The following is a 24304-nucleotide window of genomic DNA, read 5'->3' on the forward strand; positions in this document are numbered from 1 at the left end:
TTTTGGTTGTAGTTGTTATCCAACTTTAACTTTAGTGGCGTTCAAGCCTTTTTTTCCATTTTCAACTTCGTAACTTACTTTGTCGTTTTCTCTAATTTGATCGATTAGACCAGATACGTGTACAAAAATTTCTGGTTCTCCGTTATCAGGTATGATAAAGCCAAATCCTTTTGATTCATTGAAAAATTTTACTGTTCCTTGTGGCATTGAATTGTGATTAATTTGTATATAGATTGATTTATTGCATAATTACTGAATGGCATAACATTATAAATTTACAGATTGTTTGCACAAATCACCCATTCATTAAAATAAAATTAAATAAATTTTTCCAAGCTTCACGATTTCATGTTAAATAAATTGCATTTTCTTATAAAATTCAGAGTGTTAACAGCAATTTTTTTTGCCAAATCTCGTTTTAATGTGTCCTATTTGCCTTGATTTAAGTTTAATGATTATTGTGTAGGTTGTTGATAATCATTGTCTTAATCTGTTTTTTCTTCATTGAGGTTTGTACAGCTTTTAAAAATTCTTTAGAATGAGCCCTTAAAATTACTGGCGGGCCATTTTATAGTTTTAAGATCGATACAATGATGAACCACAGTATTTGCAAAATAAGGCATCATGATCATGCCCCTCGGCACCACAACTTGGACAGGACTCAAATTTGTGTTTCGTCTTTCTGGAGGCCAGCGCCAGGTCGTGGGTAATGATTCCTGTAGGTACCGCAATGATTGCATAACCTGTAAGCATAACTATGGAGGCGACAAATTTACCCATTGGTGTAACCGGAGAGATATCTCCATAACCTACTGTGGTGATGGTTACTATAGCCCAGTAAATGCTTTCAGGGATATTGGAAAATCCATTTTCCCGTTTTTCTACCAGGTACATGATAGATCCGAGTATTACCGTTAAAGTGAGTACAGTGAGGAGAAATATACTGATTTTTCGAATGCTGTTTTTCAGGGCCTGGGTTAGAAAATTGATTTCGGTTAAAAAGTGTCCGAGCTTAAAAATTCTGAACACACGGAGTAACCGCAGTGCCCGGAATACCAATAAGGACTGTGCCCCCACAAAGAAAATACTTAAATAGGAAGGGATCAGGGCAATCAAATCAATGATACCCAACAAACTGAAAACGTATTTTAAAGGCTTGCGTATGCTGATCAGGCGAAGTATGTACTCAATTGTAAACAATGCAGAGAATACCCATTCCACGCGGTTAAAAAGAATACCATAGTGTTGGTGGATGCTTTGTACACTATCCAGCATCACGACGATGATACTCGTAAAAATAGCGATCAGCAAGCCTATGTCGAATGCTTTACCCGCAGGCGTGTTCGATTCGTAAATGATCTCGTGCAGGTTGAAACGCCAGTCTTTTTTTTCTGTTTTGGCCATTATTATAGAGGAGAATCAGTCAATAGTCAGTTTGAATTTATTGCTGACCGCATACTGCAATAACTTGACCAATATCATAGTCTTCTCTGTTTTTGCGGATATTTAATCCTTTTGGATTCATATTTATGGTTTATCTTTGAAAGACAAATACTGACTATGAGAACTGCAATTAAAAGTTTCTTACTCCTGGGGTTCATCGCCCTTTCATCAACCGGTTTTTCGCAGCACAAAATGCAACCTCTTGATGAATTGATCAACAAAACAGATCCGGCGTGGCCATTGGTGAAAAATTGGATTGATTCAGCTAAAAATAAGGTTGAAGTACTTGAGGTTGATTCAGCAAACGCCAGCCTCGCCTTATTTAATGCTCAAATGTCAACGTATGCTACCCTTGGTGCTGTAATTTACAATACTGGAGGAATTATGGTTGATCAGGGTTGGCTTCGCATTTTGGGCTCAGGAAGTAAAAGATTAAATCGGTCTGTGGCCGATTGGAATAAAGGAAAAACGATTCAGGATTATGGAGACAAACCTGATTATCTGCTCGTTGCGGATGACGCTGTGGGCGGTTTTTTTGCAATCAATTATGGCGCTTTTGGTGCGGATTTGAAAAATGTATATTATCTGGCGCCCAACAGTTTAAAGTGGGAGGGATTAGGCCTTGGCTATACAGAATTTATAAGATTTTGCTTTGATGGCGATCTATCTTCTTTTTATAAAGGGCTCAGGTGGTCAACCTGGGATCAGTTTATTGCCAATCTTGATGGCAATAAATCCTATAGCTTCAGACCGTACCTATGGTCAAAAGAAGGGACCGACATAGATAAATGCAGTAGAAAAATAGTGCCAACGGAAGATCTGTTTAAATTTAATACCAATAAGCAAAAGGAATTGAACCCGCAAAGTATCATTGAAACTCAGTAATAGCCGCATTCATTTCTGGCCAATGATAAATCCTTACTTTTTCTGAAGGGGCTTTTGCTACAGCAGCCATAGCTTTCGCGATATCTTTGCCATCCATCCCTTTGTACTTTTTTAATGCTTTACCGATTAAAAGTGGGTTAATAAATCCCCACATTTTGATCAGAAAGGCTTCCATAGGACGGTGCTCCTGACGTTTACCCAAAATCATAGATGGCCTGAAAATATGCGTGTATTCAAAATTCAACGCAATGATGTCACGCTCTGTTTCACCTTTGGTTCTGACATAAAAAATGCCTGAGTCTGGATTTGCACCTACTGCAGTGACCACAAACACAGATTGAGCACCATTGTCCTTGGCAATTTTTGCGGCCAATACCGGATAATCGTGATCGATTTGGTAATAAATTTTCAGATCGGGTGTTTTATTCTTCGTTGTACCCAATGCGATGAATATCTCATCTGCAATGAGCTGGTCTGCAAGCTCAGGCAGACTGTGGAAGTCGCCAATTAGCTGGATTAATTTAGGGTGTTCCATTTCCAGTTTTTTCCGGACAACCACGATGATGCTTTCATAATCTGCATGGTGTAGCAATTCCTGAAGCAGGTTTGAACCGATGAAGCCACTTGCTCCAATGAGGATTGCTTTTTTGAGTTTAACGTTAGCGCTCATGACTGATGTATCCGTGTAATTGTAAGTCTTCTTTATTTTTAATGCTGTAGTTACAGCCATTGTGTAACAACACAATTCTGGATGAAGTGTTTAGGATATGCTGATAATAATGATCTGTAAGTACAATACCTTTGAATTTTCTTAGCGCTTGAATATGCCTGACGATCTCTTCAATGATGATTGGAGACAGCTGCGAAAAAGGTTCATCCAAAAGTACAAAATCACTGTTACTGTATAGGACCAGCAGGCATTCAACCAAACGTTTCTGGCCACCGGATAAGTCACCTATTGGCATATCCAGGTGTTTTGTGATCAGTTCTTCGCTCAGCAATTGCTGACGGTATGTATTGGTGTATTGATCAACCAGATCTTTGATTTTTAAGTGCTGCGGTATAAATAAATGTTGGGGAAGGTAACTGACCTGACCACTAAGATAAGCTTGTTTAATCGGCTGCCCGTTCAACCTCATGTACATATAATCTGGCCGGAGGTTGCCAAAGATGATCTTCAGCAAGGTCGATTTGCCAGAACCATTCCTGCCCAGAAGTCCGACTACTTCACCGATTGCACAAGAAAGATAGACGCTACTCAGTACTTTGTCTCCCCGGTAGCTATGTGCTACGCTATCTATATAAAGCTCGCGCATAGGTATCCAATTGAGATGAGTAGGATGAATAGTAAAAAATCAGCTATAAAAAGTCTGCTAAAAATTAATTTGTAGCTAAATCCAAGATTTTGGTAATGGTAAACTCTTGAAGCGTAGAGCAGTCTTTCAACAGCAATGCTGATGAGGTACCCGACGAGTTTAAAAATGATGGAAAGCATATACAGCGGATAATGCGTATAACCCTTTGATAAAAAGAGAAAGCTAAAAAACAGACTGGTGCCCAGATTGATTGCAATGATGAATTTAAAGTGTTGACGATAGATAAAAGTCAGTTTATTGAGCATTGTTCCAATATTTGAGATATATTTAATAGCTATGGGTAAAATAACTATTTTTAAGTTATGAAATATGCCCTTATCTCATTTTTATTGTGCTGTGTTCAAGTTGCTGTCGGACAATCAAGCAAGTACACCAACGCTGTAGATTCTTTAGTTAAACTTGGAAAAATAGCAGACGTAATTCCTTATCTTGAAGAACAACTGAAGCAAAGTCCCAAAAACGAAGAGGTTCTAAGGATGCTGGGCTTTTATCACATCGAAAAAAATGAACTTGAAACCGGGGCTAAATATTATCAGGATGCGCTTCTCATCAATCCTAAATGTGGCCGTTGCTACCTGAACCTTGGGCGGATTTTTGTAATGAAAAATGATCTTGATCAGGGCTTAATCTATTTCAATAAAGCAGTTGACGCAGATCCGAATGATGCCTTAATTTTATCTAACCGCGGACGGTTAAGGGAAATGAAAGGTGATAAAAGTGCTGCGCTCCAGGATCATAATAAGGCGGTTCAGCTTGAACCCAATAGCCTGGATGCACGCTTGCAAAGGGCAATGGCCAATTTCAGAATGGAAAACATGGATGCGGCCTGCACCGACTATCATATGGCTAAAACATTGCTTACACAATCCGGTATCCAGGATGCGAATGTATTGAACCAGATCAACAGCGCTATACTTGACATCTGTGACGACTCCAGGCCAAGTTATTATTACCAGCGTAGTGCAGCCTTTTATAATTTAAAGGATTATCAAAAGGCGGTGGACATTTGCGCTGAAGGGCTTAGGAAATTTCCAACCAGTCCCATGATCCTGTCTTTTCAGGGAAATGCCTATATGGCTTTAAAAAACTATACTGCTGCCTTGTCGTGTTATCAGGCTTTTCTTAAGAATGACGAGGCCATCCTCAAAGAGGTCCGGGCAAATGTGAGGTTTAACCGAGCATCCGAAGCGGAATTATCTGTGTTTCAGAAAGGCTCGGTAGCCTCAGTTCACTTCAATATGGCCCAGTGCAACATTTATACCGGGAAATTTCAGGATGCCCTGAATGCAATCAACCAGGCTTTGGCTTTGGCTCCCGATGTTAAAGATTTTGAAAAGGAACGTTATTATAATACTCGGGGCCACATTTACCTGGCATTGAATAAATACGACCTGGCCAGAACTGATTTTGACAAGAGTATTCAAATCAATAAAGATTTTGTGTTGGCTTATGTCAACCGGGCAATTGCAAAAATGAGTACAGTGGAAAAGATCAAATCAGCTTCTTTTTCCCTGCAGGGAAAACTGGAACTCCAACCGGTACAAATCAATTGGTTAACACCTAAAACGAGTGCTTTAAAGCAATCGGAGTCGACGATGCGTTCTGCGCTGGAAGATTGCAACGCGGCGATAGCCCTGGATCAGCAGAGCGGATTTGCTTACTATATCAGGGCTCAGATCAAGCAGTTATTAGCGGACAAAAGTTTTCTGATCGATCTGCAAATGGCTAAAAAATTAGGAATGCAAATGGAAGCCAATTTAATGAAGTAGACTGTTATATTTGCAGCTTTATTCCGATCCAGATTTGAAAAAATATATTATTCTGCTGCTTATCCTGATAAGCTTTTCCTGCTATTCCCAAAATGTAAGTCTTTGTTCCTGGAATTTACAGAATTTCGGTAAATCCAAAGGCGAGGAAAAGATCGCCTATATTGCCCAGGTTGTTCGCGAGTTTGACATCATTGCCCTGCAGGAAGTTGTTGCAGGGCATGGCGGGAGTCAGGCTGTAGCCCGTTTGGCTGATGAATTGAACCGATTGGGTAATCAATGGGATTACGTAGTGAGTGATCCTACTTCTGGCATGGGCAGTTCCAGGGAACGCTATGCTTTTATCTGGAATACCGCAAAAGTAAAGCAAAAGGGAAAAGCATGGCTGGAGGAAAGTTATAACCTGTTGATTGACCGGGAGCCTTATTATTGTAGGTTTACCATCAATAATAAAGTTTTTACCGTCGCCAGCTTTCATGCGGTGCCAAAATCAAAACAACCTGAAACAGAGATCAAATATTTTAAGTATTTGCCTGCCCTTTATCCTGCAGATAACCTGATCTTCTGTGGTGATTTTAACATCCCACAATCGCATACGGTTTTTAATCCCCTTAAAAAAATGGGTTATGTATCAGCGCTGGTGCGACAAAAAACTTCGTTGAAGCAGCGTCCGGTCAATGGAAATGCATTGGCTTCTGAATATGATAATTTCTACTTTCATCCGGCGAAGCTGAAGATGACCGCATCTGGCATTGTTCATTTTTATGGAGATTTTGAAAGTCTGAAAGATGCAAGATCAATTTCAGACCATGTGCCAGTGTACATGAAAATTGATTTGGGAACCCTGGCAAAGTAAGCATTACTGATACAGGTACCAGGCCCACCAGATCAGGACGAACTGTATGGGAAGTCTGATATAGGCCAGTGTTTTTGAGCCAATTGCCGGATGTTCTTTAAAAACATCTATCGTATGAAAGGGTAAAAAAGCAATCATCATCAAAAGCAATGCTAAAGCAGCAAGGTGGCGAAAAGCCGGAAAAAATAAAGCCAGGCCAATAGCGAACTCAACAACGCCTACAATGTAGTTAACCGTTAATATGGGCATCCATTTTGGGATGAATGTTTTGTAAAAATAAGGCTGTACAATGTGGTTGACACCAGCTGCCATCATGATGATGCCAAATGTCCATAAAAGAAATAATTTCATCATCAGTAATTTATGATTAAAACAACAGGTATGCTTTAATGTTTAAAAAGCTTCCGTAAGTCCTAAAAAGAATCCTTTAGAACCATAATTGCCAAATGCGTAATCTAAACAGAGATTGGTCCGGGTTGCTTTATTGAACAGGACACGTAATCCGGCGCCACCCCCAGGCTGCCATTGCTGGAACAATTTGGTGCCAAGATCATCGTCTGTGGATTGTATGTTAAAGAAGCCAACACCACTAAGAAACTTGTTTCTGGTAATTGGGAATCGGTATTCCAGTTCTGAATAAAAATACCTGGGACCTTTAAAATAAGTCACGGTATAGCCTCTTCCACTACGGTAATAGGTATCTCTCCCTGTTCCCGGTAATTCCAGGTAGGGCAAAGCACCGCCGATCAAATAAGAGCCCCAGTTCCAGAACGCAATGACATGCTCTGGATTGGATTCGGATAAGCTCCAGTACTTTCTAAAATCAGTAGTCACTTGTATTGCACTTTTTGAGCTACCCATCCAGGTCTGATTGACACGAACTCCGGCATCCGCATAAATTCCTTTATAAGCGCGGTTCTGATTGTCCCGCGTAGTGTATTGGAGATTGACAAGTATACCGTTAGACTGGTAGTGATCGCGGTTAAAACCATATCTGTCACTGTAAATATTGTATGGTGTTAAATCAGTCGTGTTCAGGCGATCCTCAATTTTTCTTCTGATCTCAAAAGATACCCCGGCGCCAACAAACAAATGCGGTTGAATTTGTTTATATATTTTCTCCCTGAAATTATAATACTCTGCATGTAAGACATAGGGTTTCCGATCTGGATTTGACAAAATCAGATCTGCCTCACTTTGGTTTGCTGCCTGGCCAATGCCCAGCCCAAAATCAGGTAAAACGGTTTTGGCCGCCACAAGACTTCCTTGTAGGTTCCATTTATTACCAGGTGTATATACATTGTGGTTGATGTAGAAATAAATAATCCCCTTGGTCGTAATGGAGGCAGATGTAGCTGCGATAGACATCAACGTATTCGGCTCCTTGCCCAATACCTTTCCGGCTACAGCTTTTATGCCAATTTGTGCCCCGATGCTTGGGTTGTAGGCAAAATTGGGAATAATGGTTACGGCAGACTTTTTATCCAGACTTTTAGCCTTTGCACCTGGATGGAAAATGCTCGAAAAGAGGTCGCCAACATCATATTGCACTTTGGTTGTATCAGCAGGTTTGGTTTGCCCGTAGCCACAGGCCATGCTTGCCAGAAATATAATGCCGCTAATCAGCATTTTTTTTGCCATTTGTTTTTTGAACGCTATGTTGTTAAATTTCAATACGCTGTCTCTTTAATTTCAAATATAACGACAAATATCCACATCAATTATAAATTCACTTCCTGTATCTCAATAATATACAAATTCTTATATTAGCTTATATATATTTCTATATGGCACTTCAACAGGTTATTCCACAAGTATTTTATGATGACATCCAGATCGGACTTCAGTTTTTTGTAGAAGGATTGGGTTTTAAGCTCGTCTATAACGACGATACATTATACATTGTTAAGCGCGATGAGATCAGCCTGATCTTGTTCATTGATCCTGAATCTGCAAAAGGCGATCGTCCGCAAATCCGCATACAGACCGATGATATCGAAGCAATTTACAACGAAATTAAAGCAAGAAGTCCGAAAATACTCCATCCCAATTTGAGCTATATTAAGAACCAGCCCTGGGGATTACGTGAATTTGCAGCCCTCGATCCAACAACAGTTTGCATCGTGTTTCAACAAGCTTTACCTTAATCTGAATAGGGGTATGTCGTAAATATTGGCAAACTGACTTGGCCATCGACTGCGTCAATAATTTGGAAAGATTAAACAATGTAGATTAAATACTGTTATATTTGTCTAGATATTTTATTGTTAAATATGGACAAAACTAAGTACTCAATTTCAGATCTGGAACAATTGTCTGGAATTCATGTAGATACCATCAGGATTTGGGAAAGAAGGTATAAGGCGCTTGATCCCATGCGTACTGAGGGAAATACCAGGTTTTATCACGATGGACATCTTCGCCGATTACTCAATATTGTTGGCTTAAACCAGTCCGGCATGAAGATTTCTCAGGTTTGTTCACTTTCCGATCAGGAAATAGATCAGTTGTTGAAAAAGGAAATGGACTACACCATCTCCCTGAATCCTCAGTTTGAATATTATATTTCACAGTTACTTAAGTTTGGTCTGGCTTATAACGGACTACAATTTGATCAGTTGATTTCCAGATGTATTGCCGAACTGGGCATGATCCTGACTTACAAGGATATCATTTATCCTTTGATGGTCAGGTTAGGGCTCATGTGGCGCAGGGATCACATTTGTCCTGCCCAGGAGCATTTTTTATCAAATCTTATCCGGCAAAAAATATTTGTTGCAATTAACGAGGTTAAAGTCAATTTGCAGTCAACAACCTCCTGGTTGCTTTTTTTACCGGAAGATGAAGACCATGACATCGGGTTGTTATTTGCCCATTACATTTTAAAACTTGCTGGTCAACAGGTCATTTTTCTTGGGGGAAGGGTACCACAGGAATCGGTAATTGACGCCATGTCTCACAACGAATCTGCACACCTGCTGCTGTTTATGGTCAGGGCCAGGCCGCTTCCGGATGCCAATCTTTATTTGAATAAACTGAGTGCCAACTTTCCAAATTCAAAAATTCATCTTGCAGGCAATTCGAAACTAATCGGACAGCTGGATCTTGCTGAAAATATCAATTGGTTTCAGTCCATACATGATTTCGAACGTACCATAAAAAACCTAGCACATGTCAACTGAGCCGAAGCCTGAAAAATACAACGTTGCTGTTATTGGGGCCGGCTTTGCCGGGATCAGTTCTGCTGCTTATCTCGCTAAAGATGGCTTTGAGGTTGATGTTTATGAAAAGAACGCCGAAGTCGGGGGAAGGGCAAGACAACTATTTACGGACAATGGCTACGTGTTTGACATGGGGCCAAGTTGGTACTGGATGCCTGATGTATTTGAACAGTTCTTCAATGATTTTGGTTACAAAGCAGCTGATTTTTACGAACTGGAGCTGTTGGACCCAGGATTTACGTTGGTTTTTGGGCAACACGATGTATTGGATATACCTGCTGATTTTCAGGAGTTGTGTGATTTATTTGAAACGATTGAACCTGGCAGCTCAATAAAACTGAAGGAGTTTTTAGCAGAGGCAGAATATAAATATCGCATTGGTGTTGGAAAACTTGTTTACAAGCCAGGGCTTTCCATCCTTGAATTTTTAGATTTGGACCTGATCAGTGGATTATTTAAGCTGCAGGTATTTACCGATTTCAGCACCCACGTCAAGAAATTTTTTAAAGATCCCAGACTGATTGCTTTGATGGAATTTCCGGTGTTATTTTTAGGCGCAATGCCTGAAGACACTCCTGCATTGTATAGTTTGATGAATTATGCGGGCTTAAAATTAGGTACCTGGTATCCAAAAGGTGGTTTCGGTCAGGTTATTCAGGGCATGAAAACTGTAGCGGAAAAACAAGGGGTAAAATTTCACCTCAATACCGCTGTGGATGGTTTGGCTGTCGAGGCCAGGAAAATTAATCAGGTCAGTTGTGCTGCGGGTACCAAAAGTTATGATGGTGTAATTGCGGCAGCAGATTATCAGCACGTTGAAGCGAAACTGCTCGATAAAAGCTACAGGAATTATACGGATAAATATTGGAATAGCAGGGTTTTAGCCCCATCGTGCCTGATCTTTTATATTGGGCTAAATACAGAAATCGGTCGCCTTAAACACCATACTTTGTTTTTTGACCAAGACCTGAAACAACATGCGCGGGAGATTTACAAAAATCCACAATGGCCATCAAAGCCGCTTTTTTATGTCTGCTGCCCTTCAAAAACCGACAATTCCGTTGCTCCTGAGGGACATGAAAATTTATTTGTCCTGATGCCGCTTGCCACAGGCATTGAAGACAATGAAGTGTTACGCGAGCAGTATTTTCAACTCATTATGGAAAGGCTGGAACATTATACGGGAACAGCAGTCCGTAACCACATAGATTATAAAAAAAGTTATTGTATTGCAGATTTTACTGCAGATTACAATGCCTATAAAGGGAATGCTTACGGACTGGCGAATACGCTGATGCAAACTGCCAACTTAAAGCCTGCTCTAAAAAATAAAAAAATTAAAAACCTTTTTTACGCAGGACAACTTACCGTCCCTGGTCCTGGTGTTCCTCCATCTATAATTTCAGGAAACGTAGCCGCTAAACAGCTTATTAAATACTTTAAGGAGAGCCTATGAAAGATACATTCGACAAGTTATCCGCTGAATGCAGCAAAATGACGACCAGACGCTACAGTACGAGCTTTTCTCTGGGAATTTATTTTTTAGATAAAAAGCTTCGGCAGCCCATTTATGCAATTTATGGTTTCGTCAGACTTGCCGATGAGATTGTGGATAGTTTCCACGACTATGACAAAGTTTTTTTATTGTCTAAATTTAGACACGACTGTTTTGAGGCGATTGAACATGGAATCAGCCTCAATCCTGTATTGAATTCTTTTCAGCAGGTCGTAAATGAATTTAAAATAGAAATGGAGCTGATTGAGTTGTTTTTGAAAAGCATGGAGATGGATTTGTGCGAACATCAGTATACCCCGGAAAAATATGATCAATATATACTGGGTTCTGCCCAGGTGGTTGGCTTGATGTGTCTTCAGGTTTTTACCGGGGGTGATAAAGCTCAATATGAACATTTGAAAGATTCAGCTATGAAACTGGGATCCGCATTTCAAAAAGTCAACTTTCTGAGAGATGTGAATGCCGACTACCTGGAATTGAGCCGTACTTATTTTCCAAATGTCAATCTTTCTGTTTTTTCCAATGATGAAAAAAGGATGATAGAAGCAGATATAGAGTCGGAATTTAAAGCAGCATTGGTTGGCATTAAACAATTACCCGCTTCTTCAAGAAATGGCGTACATCTTGCGTATATTTACTATAAGGAGTTATTTAACAAAATTAGAAATGTCTCTGCAGATCAGGTGATGTCCAGACGTGTAAGAATCTCTAATGTTCATAAATTTGGATTGATGTTCGATTCCATTATTCGCTTTAAATTAAATGTCATATGAAGATTTGGGTATTATTTATCTTATCCGCTTTTTTAGGATCTGGAAGAAATGAAAAGTCAGATCTTAAACGAATCAGAGATTTGTATGCGCAATCCGCAACACTTAAAACCGCAGCAGACAAACTTTTAAAAACACTTTCAGAAGTAGATGAGTCTTCCGTAGCGGTCTTGATTGGCTACAAAGGTGCAGCAGAAATGATGCAGGCTAAGTATGGTATAAATCCTATAAATAAATTCAAGAGATTTAAAAAAGGGCGATCATGGATAGAAAAAGCTGTAGCAAAGGATCCTGGGGATTTGGAAGTGAGGTATTTACGTTTTACCATTCAGACTAATCTTCCTTCTTTTCTTTTCTATGATGAGCACATTAAACAGGATAAAACATTCCTGATTGAGAACCTGGTAGCCGTAAAGGACAAAGAATTGAAAGAGAACATTATAAACTATTTATCCACTACAAAATATTGTTCTGAGCAGGAACGGAAGGGATTATTTTATGACAGATGAGGTTATACTTGTAAATTATGAAGATGAGGTTTTAGGTACCATGCCTAAATTGCAGGCACACCTGGAAGGTAAAATGCACCGTGCATTTTCTGTTTTTATTTTCAATTCTTCCGGCCAGCTTTTGTTGCAACAGCGTGCTTTTGACAAATACCATTCCGCAGGGAAATGGACCAATACCTGTTGCAGCCATCCCAGGCCTGGGGAGGAGACCGAGGCGGCGGCAGTAAGGAGATTGTTAGAAGAAATGGGTATGTACTGCGAAATCGAGCATAAATTTAGCTTCAGGTATGATGCAGAAGTTGGAAATGGCTTGATTGAGAATGAATATGACCATGTGTATTTTGGCATCAGTAATCGGGAACCTCAACCCAATGCTGACGAAGTACATGCTTTCAAATATGTGACCATGCCTGCCTTGCAGGAAGACCTGCGCGAAAACCCTGAGCATTACACCGAGTGGCTTAAGGTTTGCTTTTATCGCGTCCTATTTTATCACCAAAGAATGTTTGACAATGAGTAACTGGATTGTGAATTTATTGATTGTGCTGGCTACTTTTATTTTAATGGAAGGGGTAGCCTGGTTTACCCATAAGTATGTGATGCATGGATTGCTTTGGGTACTGCATAAAGACCATCATCACAAAGACCACGATGGTTTTTTAGAACGAAATGACTTTTTCTTTCTCATTTTTGCCCTTCCGGCAATCGCCTGTATCGCCATTGGTACCTGGTATGGTTACCATATCCCATTTTGGATTGGTGTTGGTGTAACACTTTATGGTTTTGCCTACTTTTTTGTTCATGATATTTTTATTCACCAGCGCTTTAAATTAATGAGAAATGCCGATCATTGGTATTTTAAAGCCATACGCAGAGCGCACAAAATGCATCACAAACATACCGGTAAGGAAGATGGAGAATGTTTTGGAATGTTATGGGTTCCGCTTAAATATTTCTTCAGTAAACATAAAAACACAGTGACATGAGTTTTACTTACCTGCTGATCGACTTCTTTACGATTATTGTACCCTTTATCTATTCTTTTCATCCCAAACTGCAATTTTACAAAACCTGGAGGGCATTTTTTCCTGCAGTGCTCATTACCGGATTGATTTTTATTCTCTGGGATGTTTATTTTACCGGTCTTGGCGTATGGGGCTTTAATCCCAGGTATTTAGTTGGTATAATGGTCGGGAATATGCCACTAGAGGAGATCTTGTTCTTTTTGTGCATTCCATATGCTTGTGTATTTACTTTTCATTGCCTGGACTTGTGGATCAAAAATGGCATTTCAAAAACTGTTGAAGGGCTGCTAACTCCTGCATTCATTGTGATCTTCATGGTAATAGCTGTAACCTATCATGATAAGATTTATCCAATGGTTACTTTTGCGGGACTTTCTTTACTGTTAATACTGGCAAAATATGTCTTAAAAATCAGTTGGCTTGCCAAGTTCTATGTCATTTATTCGATTCTTTTGATTCCTTTCTTGATTGTAAATGGAATGCTAACCGGCACAGGTCTGGAAGAACCGGTTGTTTGGTATAATGCGCAAAAAATCATTGGCTTCAGAATTTTAACCATACCAATAGAAGATACTTTTTATGGAATGGGACTTATTTTATCAAATCTGATGATTTATAAATACCTGAAAAAGCGTAGTCACCATTAGGGTTTTAGGAATTCCTGCTGCTTTTGTGTTTGAAGGCTGATTTGTTTTTTTATTACTAACATCACCTTAACACGGCTCATTTACATTTGCTTTCATATAGCAGTTACCAGGTAGCCTAATCCCTATAGCACCATGATCGATCTCAAGAATTTTGAATTTATATATATACACCATTGGGAAAAATTATATGCCTTTTGCTTCCGTATGACACGGGACGAGTATATCGCCCAAAATATTGTTCAGGATATCTTTACCGATCTTTGGGAACGCAGAAAAGAAGTCAACATTTTGTCTATACAAAATTACCTGTTTCGTGCGGCAAGGAACCAGGTTTTAAAAGAGTACCGTAAAAAGAAATTTGATACCACAGCGATAGATGAGAAACTGGAAGATTACCTGATCGATAACATTTCTTCGATTGACTCTGAATTGATGGATCGTTTGTATGCACTGCTCGAAAATCTACCCGTAAAACGAAAAGAGATCCTGATCATGAATAAAATTCAGGAGATAGGAATAGACGACATTGCAACCGAGCTTAACATATCCAGGCAAACAGTCAAAAATCAACTTTCCTCTGCTTTAAAGCAACTCAGGTTTGATGCAGGTGAAAGCTCCGGACTCATTATACCTTTTGGCATTTATCTATTATTACACCTTAACAATACTTTAACAATATCGTAATCATTTGCGATAGTACTTTTTTGCCTCCGTCGGTACTTATAGCTGAATATAAGTATTATGATAAAAAAAGATATACATTATCTGGAGTATCTGATCGCAAGAGAAGAAAATCAGACGATTTCTGAGGCCGAAGCAAAATTGCTGGCGGATTTCATGCAGGATGAGTACGATCGCTCTGAATGGGACACCCAACAAATGGGGGCTAAAGCTGCAGTTTCTGCGGGGATCTATAAAAACATCAAAAAACGCAATCAGTTAAAGAAACCATTTAGAATCCATTACAAACATGCAGTAGCTGCCACCATTGCCCTGGTCATCGGTTTGGGTGTTTTGTTGAAACCTCAGCCTGGCATCAAAGAAATTTCAATAAAGACAGCTTCCAAGACCGATTCGGTTAAACTAGAGGATGGTACGCTGGTTTATCTGGCTTCTCATTCTGAATTCAAATATCCTGAACATTTTGACGGTACTTTGAGGTCCGTTTCCTTAGTTAAGGGCAACGCCTTCTTCAAAGTAGCAAAAGATAAAAAGCACCCTTTTATCGTCAGCTCGGGGCAAATTAAAACCAGCGTATTAGGTACTTCATTCCACATTGGCCTGGATCAAAATCAGGCAAGTGTAACGGTAATTACCGGACATGTAAAGGTAGCCAGTAAAACGCAGGTCGCTTTTTTAGAACCCAATCAAAGTGCTGTTTTCAATGCCGGTAGACTAAAAAAGCGAGAACTGAGCAATGTGGCTTTATACTCCTGGTATAAAAAAGATGTGGCCTTGAATGATGTCGCCCTGGGAGAGGTGTTTACCCTGCTGAACTTTAAGTACGGGGTAGATTTTAAAGCAGAGCATCCGGAAATAGAGAACACCAGAATAACGCTGTTTCTTGAGGCAGATTTACCACTACAAAACATCCTTAATCAAATTAATTATATCACGCATTTAAAATTCGAAAGCTATGGAGAAATCATAAAAGTACACCATTAAAAAAGCCGCAATTGCTACGAACAACTACGGCTATACATTATTTATCACTTGATTAATAAATTAATATGCATTATAAATATACTTTTTTTACCCTAAAAAGAATGTGTTTTCTGGCTGTTATTTTTCTTTTTATACAAGAAGGACAGGCAAAAACCTTGAATAATAAGCCTTTAAATGAGAAAATAAAATCAGCAAATGAGACGCTGGTCAACATTTTTTCGCAACTCAGTAGGCAAACCAGCTATAAGTTTAGTTATAGCGAAGAGATTATTGCCGACAAAAAAACGTATGTGGTCACCTACAGCAAACCACTAAATGAATTACTCAAATCTCTTTCTGAAGCTGCTGATTTTAACTACGTCATACGCGATAATGTGGTATTGATCAGTAAAAATAAAGAAGCAAAGCAGGTTGTAAAGGCCGCTGCATTTCAGCATACCGTAAAAGGAAAAGTTCTGGATGAAAAAGGGCTCCCGCTGATCGGTGCGACAGTCAGGGAGCTGGGTACTAAAAATGCCGTTGTAACCAACGCAATCGGAGCTTTTGAAATTAAAGTGGCTACAGGCAAAATTATAGATGTCTCTTTCATTGGATATAAAAGCAAACGCATCAGTATAGATCAAAATATACTTACGATCAACCTGGAGCCTGATGCGTCAAACTTAGGAGAGGTATTGGTTGTTGGCTATGGTAAACAAACCAAAAAAGACGTTACCGGTGCCGTTGCACAACTGGATGAAAAAAACTTCCGACAAGGTGCTGTGGTATCTGCGGATAATCTTTTGCAGGGTAAAATTGCTGGTGTAAGAGTGGTCAGCAGTACTGGCGAGCCAGGTGGTGGTGTGGATGTAACCATCCGGGGCGTCGGTTCCATCCGTAGTGGAAGTACACCGCTATTTGTCGTTGACGGTGTTCCTTTAACCAATGATGATGTAAGTCCCGGCGGACAAGATGTAGGTTTAGGTGGTTCAAGATCGAAAAATCCGCTCAACTTTCTAAACACCAGTGATATTGAGTCGATTTCTGTATTGAAAGATGCTTCGGCTGCGGCGATATATGGAGCAAGGGGTTCTAATGGTGTTGTTATTGTAACCACTAAGAAAGGTAAAAAGGGTGAAGGTACTTTTAACGTGGATTCTTATCTGGGAATTTCTTCGCTTGCACATAAGCTAAAAGTATTAACAGCAGATCAATACCGTAACGCAATTAATGCTTTAGGTGATAAATATAGAGCTTACGATCATGGTGGCAACACAGATTGGCAGGATGTAATTTACAGACAAGCTAAAACAAGAAACAATTCTGTTGCTTTTTCTAAACAAACCAATACCGGTAACTACTATGTGTCTGCAGCCCAGATGGATCAGGAAGGGATTGTGAAAAACAGTGAATTTCGAAGAACATCGGCAAGAATCAATGCATCAGAATCTTTTCTGGATGATCAACGGCTGAAAATCGGTGTCAACTTAACCGCCAGTGAAACCAGGGATTTGGGCGTGCCAACCAGTGATGACGGTGGATCCAACGGACAGTTGATCATTCACACCCTAATGGCTAACCCAACAAGATCGGTATTCGATGAAAATGGAAATTACACCAACTTTAAGATGAATGCCCATTACAATCCTGCGTATCTGCTCGATATTTACAGGGACATTACCCGTACGCTAAGGGTGCTGGGCAATATGGATCTGTCTTTCAGAATTGTAAAAGGTCTTGAATATAAATTTAACCTGGGTATAGACCGTTCTTTAGGAGAAAGAAATACCACAATTTTCGCCAACAAGACAGACATCAGTACAGATGGTAAATACATCAAATACAATCTGAATTCCAAAAGTACCTTGATGGAACATTACCTCAATTATAGTCTGCTGGTAGAAAAACACAAAATCGAAGCACTCGCAGGTTTTTCTTATCAGAAATTTGAAAGAGGGGGAAATGGGTATAATGTGCTCAGTATAGGCGAAAAGGGCCAGGGTGTTTTGCCCGAAAATAATCCTGGATTTGCCGGTAAGCAAACTGGTTTAAATGGTTTTAAGCAATTAAATGAGTTACAATCATTTTTTTCGAGGTTCAATTACGCTTATGATAACAAATACCTTTTAACTGCTTCTGTACGTGCCGATGGTTCTACGCGTTTTGGCGCCAATAATAAATATGGATATTTTCCTTCTTTTGCCCTGGGCTGGAACATCTCCAAAGAAGATTTTCTTAAAAACAGTAGTTTGCTTAACGACCTGAAAATAAGGGCAAGTTGGGGACAAACCGGTAACCAGGAAGTAGAGAACAAAATTACTAAAGCTAGTTATGCACTTTCCGCTCCGGATGGTTACTATTTAAATGATGATCTGGCCCTGGTGAACGGGGTTTTAATTAAACGAACGCCAAATCCAAATCTGAAATGGGAAGTGGTATCGCAGTTGAATATCGGTGTTGATTTTGAATTGCTGCACGGAAAAGTATACGGTACCCTGGATTACTTTGACAAAAAGACAAGCGACGCAATTTTATACATTCCATCTCCTGTATTGAGCCCAACGCCAAAAATATGGGTCAATATAGACGGTAAAATTGTCAACAAAGGATTGGAAGTGATGTTGGGTACTAAAATTTTCAATACAGACAAGTTTAACTGGTCTGTTGATGCCAACGGAGCAACATTAAACAATAAGATACAGGGTTTACCAGTATCTCAGATCCTCAGCGGAGCAGTTTCCGGACCGGGGCTATCCGGTGTAACGGCCAATATTTATAAAAACGGCTATGCAGCGGGATCTTTCTACATGGCTGAGCACAAAGGATTTGATGCCAATGGTAAAGACATTTTCGGAGATAAAATCATTGTTCAAAGTGCACTTCCTAAGTTCACTTATGGATTTAACAGCCAGATGAATTATAAAAATGTTGATTTCTCTTTCTCTTTCATCGGTCAGACAGGCGGTTACCTGTTTAACAATACCGGTTTAAATGCTTTAAATATAAATAACCTGGCTTCTGACAGAAACGTCTCTGAAAAGTATTATAAGTCAGGTGCTAACCCCGCAAATGCACAAGTGTTGTCAACGCTTTATCTCGAAAAATCAGACTTTTTAAGATTGAATTCTGCAAGGTTAGGATATAATTTCAAACTTCAAGGGGTCAAATGGCTCCAGGGACTTGGCGTATATGTTACCGGACAAAACTTATTTACGATAACCAATTACAGTGGCTATGATCCTTTGATCAACAGTCCTAAAGCAACAGATGGTAACCAGTCGCAAGGTATTGATTATACTGCTTATCCGCCTGCTAAAACATTCCTTTTTGGTTTAACTATTAAATTATAAACATGAAATTAAATACATTATTCAAAGCTAAACATCTATTGGTTTTAGCAGCGACCATGGCTTTAACAGGCTGCACCAAACTTAACGAGGTGGTGCTGGATGAAGTTCTGGGTGAGAATGCTTCAAACCCTGCCAGTGCGCTGGCCTCAGCTTATGATAGATTGGGGAAAAGTACCTTTGTCGATCATGGAGGTGTGTTTGCACTACAGGAGTACACTACAGATGAAGCATTATTGGCTACTCGTGGTAGTGATTGGGGGGATGGCGGTAAATGGAGATCCATGCATGAGTTTACATGGGCCCCTGATAATGCGATCGTAACCGACAACTGGAATAACCTGACCAGTGGTGTCACCAAGTCTTTAACTGCCATAAAAGAGGCAACAAACAGTGACGTTCCACAAAAAAGTCTTTACCTGGCAGAAGCCAAAGGTTTGCTGGCTTATTATACGTATACAACACTCGATCTATATGGACAGGCTCCTTATCGTGATCCGCTAAATGAAAAAGCACCTTTAGAAATTAAACAGGCAGCAACAGCTATCGATGAATTGATCACAGAAGTTGAAGGATTAATTCCTAACCTGGCAACTTTAGGCACACAATCTACACACAACGGCCGGTTTACCAAAGAAGCTGCTTATGGTCTGTTGGCAAATATGTATCTGAACCGCGCAGTATATAAGGATCGCTATGCGGCAACGTTCAATTTTACTGAAAAAGCCGTCAATGGTAATGATACGGATATGGATCGGGTAATTTATTACACCTCATTGTTGATCAATGGGGGTAAATTTGGACTGGCTACCAATTATTTTGATAGTTTTTCCATCAATAACACAGCAGGACCAGAGCTTATTTTTGTGATTTCACAAAAGATAGACCGCATTAGAAACGGATCAAATTCTTTTGCGTATGTATGTGTAGAGCGTAATCAGCGACCTTCTCCCGTAAACAGGGGCACCAATGCAGCTTGTGTTTCTCCGGAGTTTTATGCCAGCTGGAATGGCAATCATGACGATCCAAGGTTTTCAAGGAAATATCAGTATGCTGATGGTACCTGGTTTACCAATGATGCTGAAGGCAGTGTACCAGCCAGCGATGTTGTTGTAGGTACAAGCCAGCCATGGTTCCATTTTAACCGCGGAATTATGGTTGGGCAACAATACGGGCCCAAATTGACTCCCGCTGGTGGTTTTGAAATGGTTGGCAATAGAATTAAAGTTTCAGAACTGTATATGGAAAAAAGCAGTGGGACTAAAATGGACTTTACACCGGAGTTGAATTTTGACGACCCTACAAAAGCAATATTTGCACAGGATCAAATCAATAGGGGAGCACGGGTATTTAAATTTGAGTATGATCCTGGAGACGGCAATGGCTCCAGTAACGTAGACATTCCGCTGTTCCGTTTGGGCGTCATGTATACATTAAGGGCCGAGGCTTATTTCCGTAAAGGACAAACAGATCTTGCCCTGGCAGATATCAACAGATTACGTACATCAAGAACCAGGGAAGCATATTATAACAATGCACGCGGCGTAGCCATATCCGTTCTTGATGAAGCTACTTTGTATAAAGAAATGGCTTTTGAAAGCTATTGGGAAATGTACAGAAGGCCTCAGATGATTCGTTTTGGAAAGTTTGAAAAGCCCTTTAGTGCTAAACCCACTACGCAGCCCTTCAGAAGGATATTCCCAATTCCACAAACAACATTGGATGTGACTAAAGAGCTTAAGCAAAATTTCGGCTATTAAAACTGATATCCTTTACATCCTGAAGTAAATTCAGGAAGATGCAACACATTAAAGAGCCTGATCATTCATCGTGATACAGGCTCTTTAAGTAATTTTATAAACTGTTTTTTACAATCTGCCCAAGCTTTTTGAGGTCAAAATCCAATTGTTTGTCCCATTTTAAACCAAAGTTTAAGCGCATACAATTGTTAAATTGATTGTGTTGGGTAAACATTCTGCCCGGTGCAAAACTGATCTTATGCTTGATGGCTGTTTCATAAAGCGCTGCAGTATCAATCCCCTGATCCAGTTCCAGCCACAACACAAAGCCACCCTGAGGTTTAGATATCTTGGTGCATTCCGGGAAATAATCCTCTACAGCCCTTTGATATTGCAGACAATTACTATATAACTTACTTCTTAAGGTACGGAGGTGATGGTCATATCGGCCATGTTCCAGAAAATCAGCAATCGCCTCGGCTTGCAATGGTGGATTAGAAATGGTTTGCAGCATTTTTTGGCGAATGATTTTGTCTTTGAATTTTCCGGGGGCAACCCAACCCACACGATACCCGGGCGCGAGTGTTTTGGAAAAAGAACCACACCACATCACTAAACCTTCCTCATCGTACAATTTACAAGGCGCTGGTCTGGAAGTTCCAAAATAAAGATCTCCATACAGGTCGTCTTCAATTAAGGGGATGTGCCGGGCGGCGAGCATCCGAACGACTTCCTTTTTATGTTCGTCAGGCATACAGCTCCCCAACGGATTGTTGAAATTGCTGACAAGCAAGCAAACTTTGATTTTTGGAAGGACCTTTTTTAAGGCCTCAATTTCAATACCTGTGATCGGATTGGTTGGAAGTTCTATAATTTTCAAACCCAGCGATTGTATCATTTGAAGTATTCCGAAATAAATCGGACTTTCTATGGCAATGCAATCGCCAGGTTGGGTTACTGCCAAAAGGCAATTGAATATGGAATTCAAAGCCCCGGAGGTAGTCACAATATCATCTTCTACCAATTGTCCGCCCCATACAAAAGACCATTTAGAAATGTTTCTTCTCAGGTTAACACTGCCTTGCACAGGTTCGTAAGCGGTTCCGCTATCACTCATGCTGCGGAGCACTTTGAGCATACTCTTATTCAATTTTGCAATCGGCACCATACTATTGTCAGCCACACCCAGTGAAAATTTAGTAATGCTGCTATCCGACAAGGTATCGAATACCCTGCTGATCAAATCCTCCGGCTGGTATGCTTTTTCTGATAATTTAGGCGTACTTACGGATGGCACCGCCAGCCTTCTGCTAAAAGAACGGCTTACATAATAGCCTGATTTTGGCCGGGATTCGATAAGCGATTTACTTTCCAATTCCAAAAAAGCTTGTTTAACCGTATTTAAACTCACCTCGTAAATTTTTTGTACGGTACGGATAGAAGGTAGTTTATCTCCGATTTTTAAAGTTTCAGAGGCAATCTGACCTTCTATGGTATTCGCAATTTTCCGGTATAAAACTTCTCTTGCCATGCTTAGTAAAGCTAATCAATAAATCATTTAATTGCACTGGTTCATCCAGTCAACAAAGGAACGGATTGAATTTTGCACACTTTTAGTATCTGAAAAGGCATCGCCACCGTTAAGTCCATATACACCTTCATGACTCCTGATGGTAAAATCAGTCAGCTGAGCTGCAATATTCATCGCGCTAAATTCCTCCGCAATTCTCAACTGTATCCTTGGCTTCGTTTGCGCATCTACATTTACAAACGAGTAAGCAATTATTCTTTTATTCCATTCTACCACATTAAGTGGAATCCCAAATTGTTCATTCAACTCGTTTTCACAAATCATTTGGTTTTTAGTGCTCTCATTTCCTAAATAAAGCGCTTTTATTGATTTTAAATCACCGAGGTATACGCCTCTGAATTTTAATTCTTTCGGGTCATTTTTTTGTGCTGCCATAATCAACATCTTTTATGACACAAAATTACCCCTAAGTAGGTGAGGTGTACAGATACAAAATTGGTTTAAATTATGGGTACAGATGTATGGCTGCAAGTCACCGCTTTTTTCCATGGTTTAAAAATCAATAAACTAATTGTGGCAAGTATGCTTACACTCGTCGCTGCGTAAAGTATAATCAGTTGAAATCCAGATACCAAATCAGGTTTTGTAAGTTCTGCTGAAATTGTTGTTCCGGATTTTGCATTTCCTGAAACCATTAAAAACCCCATAATGGCAATATTTAGCGCAAGGGAAATCATTCTTGCACTCATATCTATACCGGAAGCCATGCCCGACCGCGCTACAGGAACAGCGGCTGTTGTCGTATTCGTGACAGGCGTATTGGTCATGCCCAGGCCAGCACCTGCAATGATAGCACCAGGCAATATGCTGAGCCAGCTGGGCTGTTCCAAACTGCATCCATAATACATAAAAAAGAAACCGAGACCAATGGTAAACAACCCGATTGGAATGGCATACCCGGGTTTGTACCGCATAGACAGCCATTCACCTAAGGGAGGAAAAATAAGCGTAGGCAAGGTATAAGCCAGAAGTGAAAAACCTGCGGTAACGCTATCGTATCCTAAAACGCTTTGGAAGTAAATGGGCAGATAAATCATAAATGCCCAATAACTAAAATTCATACCCATAGAGCCCAGCAATGCACCAGAAAAATTAGTGTTTCTGAATACCGAAAAATCAAACATGGGCGCTGCTACCCGGCACTCTGTATATACAAATAATATAAAACTGGCTATCGATGCGAATAAAATGCTGAATCCTTTAACTGATCCAAAGCCCAGATCCGGACCTTGAGTAATGTAATAGGTAAGGCCAAAAACAGCTAGTGAAAGTGTGAGGATCCCAATTCGGTCAACTTTACCGGCTGCCGGGTTTTTCGATTCGGTTACGCCCATTAAAATTAGGATCAAGGTAATTGCTGCGAGTATAACATGGACCAGAAAAACCCACTGCCAACTCGACACAGCCACAATTACCCCACCAATTATGGGGCCGAAACCCAGGCCGATGCCAAAAATGATCCCCCAGATGCTAAATGCTTTACCGCGCGCCCGCTTGTCCTGGAATTGCTGCGAAAGCACTGAAACCTGGCAGATGAGCATTGCACCGCCGCTCATTCCCTGTAAAAATCGGGCCACAATGAGTACGGAGGTGCTTGCGGTTAAACCGCATATTAATGAGGTTATGCCAAATAAAATAACACTGATGATAAACAACAAACGACGGCCATAACGATCGGCTAATGTTCCGGTAGCCATGAGCACCGTAGTCACCGCTATGGTATACGCGTTCATGATCCACTGCATGTCTTTAAAACTACCGTGTAACAATTTTTCAAGGGTTGGCAAAATCACAGGAACACTGGATATTTCCAGGCCGAACATCAGGGAGGAAAGGGAGATCGCTGAAAGTGCGATCCTGTTTTTAATTAATTGTGGAATGGTAAATGACATGAGAAGTTTTTTGACAAAAATAAACTGATATATTTGTTTCTATCCGGTACAATTCTGTGATAAATAGGTAGATTTGC

24 protein-coding genes are annotated in these 24304 nt (G+C 40.1%); 15 read left to right on the plus strand and 9 right to left on the minus strand.

Annotated elements, in window-relative coordinates; translation table 11 throughout:
- Positions 1-15: 15 nt before the first annotated feature.
- On the minus strand, positions 16-207 hold the full coding sequence (locus IM797_RS23460; protein ID WP_194129646.1) for a cold-shock protein: 192 nt from the start codon (positions 205-207) through the stop codon (positions 16-18).
- A gap of 369 nt (positions 208-576) precedes the next feature.
- Positions 577-1404 (minus strand): ion transporter, encoded by an 828-nt coding sequence (locus IM797_RS23465; RefSeq protein ID WP_194129647.1) that lies wholly within the window; start codon positions 1402-1404, stop codon positions 577-579.
- Positions 1405-1560: 156 nt separating this feature from the next.
- Here IM797_RS23465 and IM797_RS23470 point away from each other — a divergent pair, with 156 nt between their 5' ends.
- On the plus strand, positions 1561-2328 hold the full coding sequence (locus IM797_RS23470) for a DUF2625 domain-containing protein (protein WP_194129648.1): 768 nt from the start codon (positions 1561-1563) through the stop codon (positions 2326-2328).
- Here the strand turns inward: IM797_RS23470 and IM797_RS23475 are convergent.
- On the minus strand, positions 2312-2998 hold the full coding sequence (locus IM797_RS23475) for an SDR family oxidoreductase (protein WP_194129649.1): 687 nt from the start codon (positions 2996-2998) through the stop codon (positions 2312-2314). The genes IM797_RS23470 and IM797_RS23475 overlap by 17 nt on opposite strands.
- The gene (locus IM797_RS23480) at positions 2988-3644 is read right to left on the minus strand and encodes an ATP-binding cassette domain-containing protein (protein ID WP_194129650.1); all 657 of its coding nucleotides are present in this window, start codon (positions 3642-3644) and stop codon (positions 2988-2990) included. Before IM797_RS23480 ends, IM797_RS23475 begins: the two co-directional genes overlap by 11 nt.
- 362 nt (positions 3645-4006) lie before the next feature.
- Between IM797_RS23480 and IM797_RS23485 the strand changes: the two genes are divergently transcribed.
- Together IM797_RS23485 and IM797_RS23490 are read left to right on the plus strand one after the other, a co-directional pair.
- Entirely contained in the window at positions 4007-5473 is a 1467-nt protein-coding gene (locus IM797_RS23485) for a tetratricopeptide repeat protein (protein ID WP_194129651.1), read from the plus strand.
- 34 nt (positions 5474-5507) lie between these two features.
- Positions 5508-6326 (plus strand): endonuclease/exonuclease/phosphatase family protein, encoded by an 819-nt coding sequence (locus tag IM797_RS23490; RefSeq protein ID WP_194129652.1) that lies wholly within the window; start codon positions 5508-5510, stop codon positions 6324-6326.
- A 3-nt stretch (positions 6327-6329) separates the two neighbouring features.
- Here IM797_RS23490 and IM797_RS23495 read toward each other — a convergent pair whose 3' ends face one another.
- A complete protein-coding gene (locus IM797_RS23495; RefSeq protein WP_194129653.1) occupies positions 6330-6680 on the minus strand; it encodes a hypothetical protein in 351 nt (116 codons plus the stop codon).
- 39 nt (positions 6681-6719) lie between these two features.
- Positions 6720-7967 carry a BamA/TamA family outer membrane protein gene (locus IM797_RS23500; RefSeq protein ID WP_194129654.1) on the minus strand — a complete coding sequence of 416 codons (1248 nt, stop codon included), beginning with the start codon at positions 7965-7967 and terminating at the stop codon, positions 6720-6722.
- A 146-nt stretch (positions 7968-8113) separates the two neighbouring features.
- Between IM797_RS23500 and IM797_RS23505 the strand changes: the two genes are divergently transcribed.
- From IM797_RS23505 to IM797_RS23560, 12 genes are all read left to right on the plus strand, one after another.
- Positions 8114-8473: a VOC family protein gene (locus IM797_RS23505; RefSeq protein ID WP_194129655.1), complete on the plus strand. Its 360-nt coding sequence runs from the start codon at positions 8114-8116 to the stop codon at positions 8471-8473.
- A gap of 126 nt (positions 8474-8599) precedes the next feature.
- The gene (locus tag IM797_RS23510; protein WP_194129656.1) at positions 8600-9508 is read left to right on the plus strand and encodes a MerR family transcriptional regulator; all 909 of its coding nucleotides are present in this window, start codon (positions 8600-8602) and stop codon (positions 9506-9508) included.
- Complete coding sequence (locus IM797_RS23515; protein ID WP_194129657.1) at positions 9498-11003, plus strand: NAD(P)/FAD-dependent oxidoreductase; 1506 nt, start codon at positions 9498-9500, stop codon at positions 11001-11003. Before IM797_RS23510 ends, IM797_RS23515 begins: the two co-directional genes overlap by 11 nt.
- Positions 11000-11836 carry a phytoene/squalene synthase family protein gene (locus tag IM797_RS23520; RefSeq protein WP_194129658.1) on the plus strand — a complete coding sequence of 279 codons (837 nt, stop codon included), beginning with the start codon at positions 11000-11002 and terminating at the stop codon, positions 11834-11836. The genes IM797_RS23515 and IM797_RS23520 overlap by 4 nt, the downstream gene beginning before the upstream one ends.
- Positions 11833-12342, plus strand: a complete 510-nt coding sequence (locus IM797_RS23525; protein ID WP_194129659.1) for a hypothetical protein — start codon at positions 11833-11835, stop codon at positions 12340-12342. The genes IM797_RS23520 and IM797_RS23525 overlap by 4 nt, the downstream gene beginning before the upstream one ends.
- Positions 12332-12862, plus strand: coding sequence for an isopentenyl-diphosphate Delta-isomerase (gene idi, locus IM797_RS23530; protein ID WP_194129660.1), 531 nt, complete (start codon positions 12332-12334; stop codon positions 12860-12862). The genes IM797_RS23525 and idi overlap by 11 nt, the downstream gene beginning before the upstream one ends.
- The gene (locus IM797_RS23535) at positions 12855-13328 is read left to right on the plus strand and encodes a beta-carotene hydroxylase (RefSeq protein WP_194129661.1); all 474 of its coding nucleotides are present in this window, start codon (positions 12855-12857) and stop codon (positions 13326-13328) included. The genes idi and IM797_RS23535 overlap by 8 nt, the downstream gene beginning before the upstream one ends.
- Positions 13325-14014 carry a lycopene cyclase domain-containing protein gene (locus IM797_RS23540; protein ID WP_194129662.1) on the plus strand — a complete coding sequence of 230 codons (690 nt, stop codon included), beginning with the start codon at positions 13325-13327 and terminating at the stop codon, positions 14012-14014. Before IM797_RS23535 ends, IM797_RS23540 begins: the two co-directional genes overlap by 4 nt.
- Before the next feature lie 132 nt (positions 14015-14146).
- A complete protein-coding gene (locus IM797_RS23545) occupies positions 14147-14698 on the plus strand; it encodes an RNA polymerase sigma factor (protein WP_194129663.1) in 552 nt (183 codons plus the stop codon).
- Between the two features lie 57 nt (positions 14699-14755).
- Positions 14756-15679 (plus strand): FecR family protein, encoded by a 924-nt coding sequence (locus IM797_RS23550; RefSeq protein ID WP_194129664.1) that lies wholly within the window; start codon positions 14756-14758, stop codon positions 15677-15679.
- Between the two features lie 65 nt (positions 15680-15744).
- Entirely contained in the window at positions 15745-19008 is a 3264-nt protein-coding gene (locus IM797_RS23555; protein ID WP_194129665.1) for a SusC/RagA family TonB-linked outer membrane protein, read from the plus strand.
- A gap of 2 nt (positions 19009-19010) precedes the next feature.
- Complete coding sequence (locus tag IM797_RS23560) at positions 19011-20765, plus strand: RagB/SusD family nutrient uptake outer membrane protein (protein ID WP_194129666.1); 1755 nt, start codon at positions 19011-19013, stop codon at positions 20763-20765.
- Between the two features lie 94 nt (positions 20766-20859).
- Here the strand turns inward: IM797_RS23560 and IM797_RS23565 are convergent, their stop codons facing one another.
- The 3 genes from IM797_RS23565 to IM797_RS23575 all read right to left on the minus strand — a co-directional run bounded on the left by IM797_RS23565 (position 20860) and on the right by IM797_RS23575 (position 24227).
- On the minus strand, positions 20860-22275 hold the full coding sequence (locus IM797_RS23565) for a PLP-dependent aminotransferase family protein (RefSeq protein WP_194129667.1): 1416 nt from the start codon (positions 22273-22275) through the stop codon (positions 20860-20862).
- A 27-nt stretch (positions 22276-22302) separates the two neighbouring features.
- Complete coding sequence (locus tag IM797_RS23570) at positions 22303-22710, minus strand: hypothetical protein (RefSeq protein ID WP_194129668.1); 408 nt, start codon at positions 22708-22710, stop codon at positions 22303-22305.
- 65 nt (positions 22711-22775) lie between these two features.
- Positions 22776-24227 (minus strand): MFS transporter, encoded by a 1452-nt coding sequence (locus tag IM797_RS23575; protein ID WP_194129669.1) that lies wholly within the window; start codon positions 24225-24227, stop codon positions 22776-22778.
- Positions 24228-24304 lie beyond the last annotated feature (77 nt).

It is taken from the genome of Pedobacter sp. MC2016-24 (assembly GCF_015223055.1).
Taxonomy (GTDB): domain Bacteria; phylum Bacteroidota; class Bacteroidia; order Sphingobacteriales; family Sphingobacteriaceae; genus Pedobacter.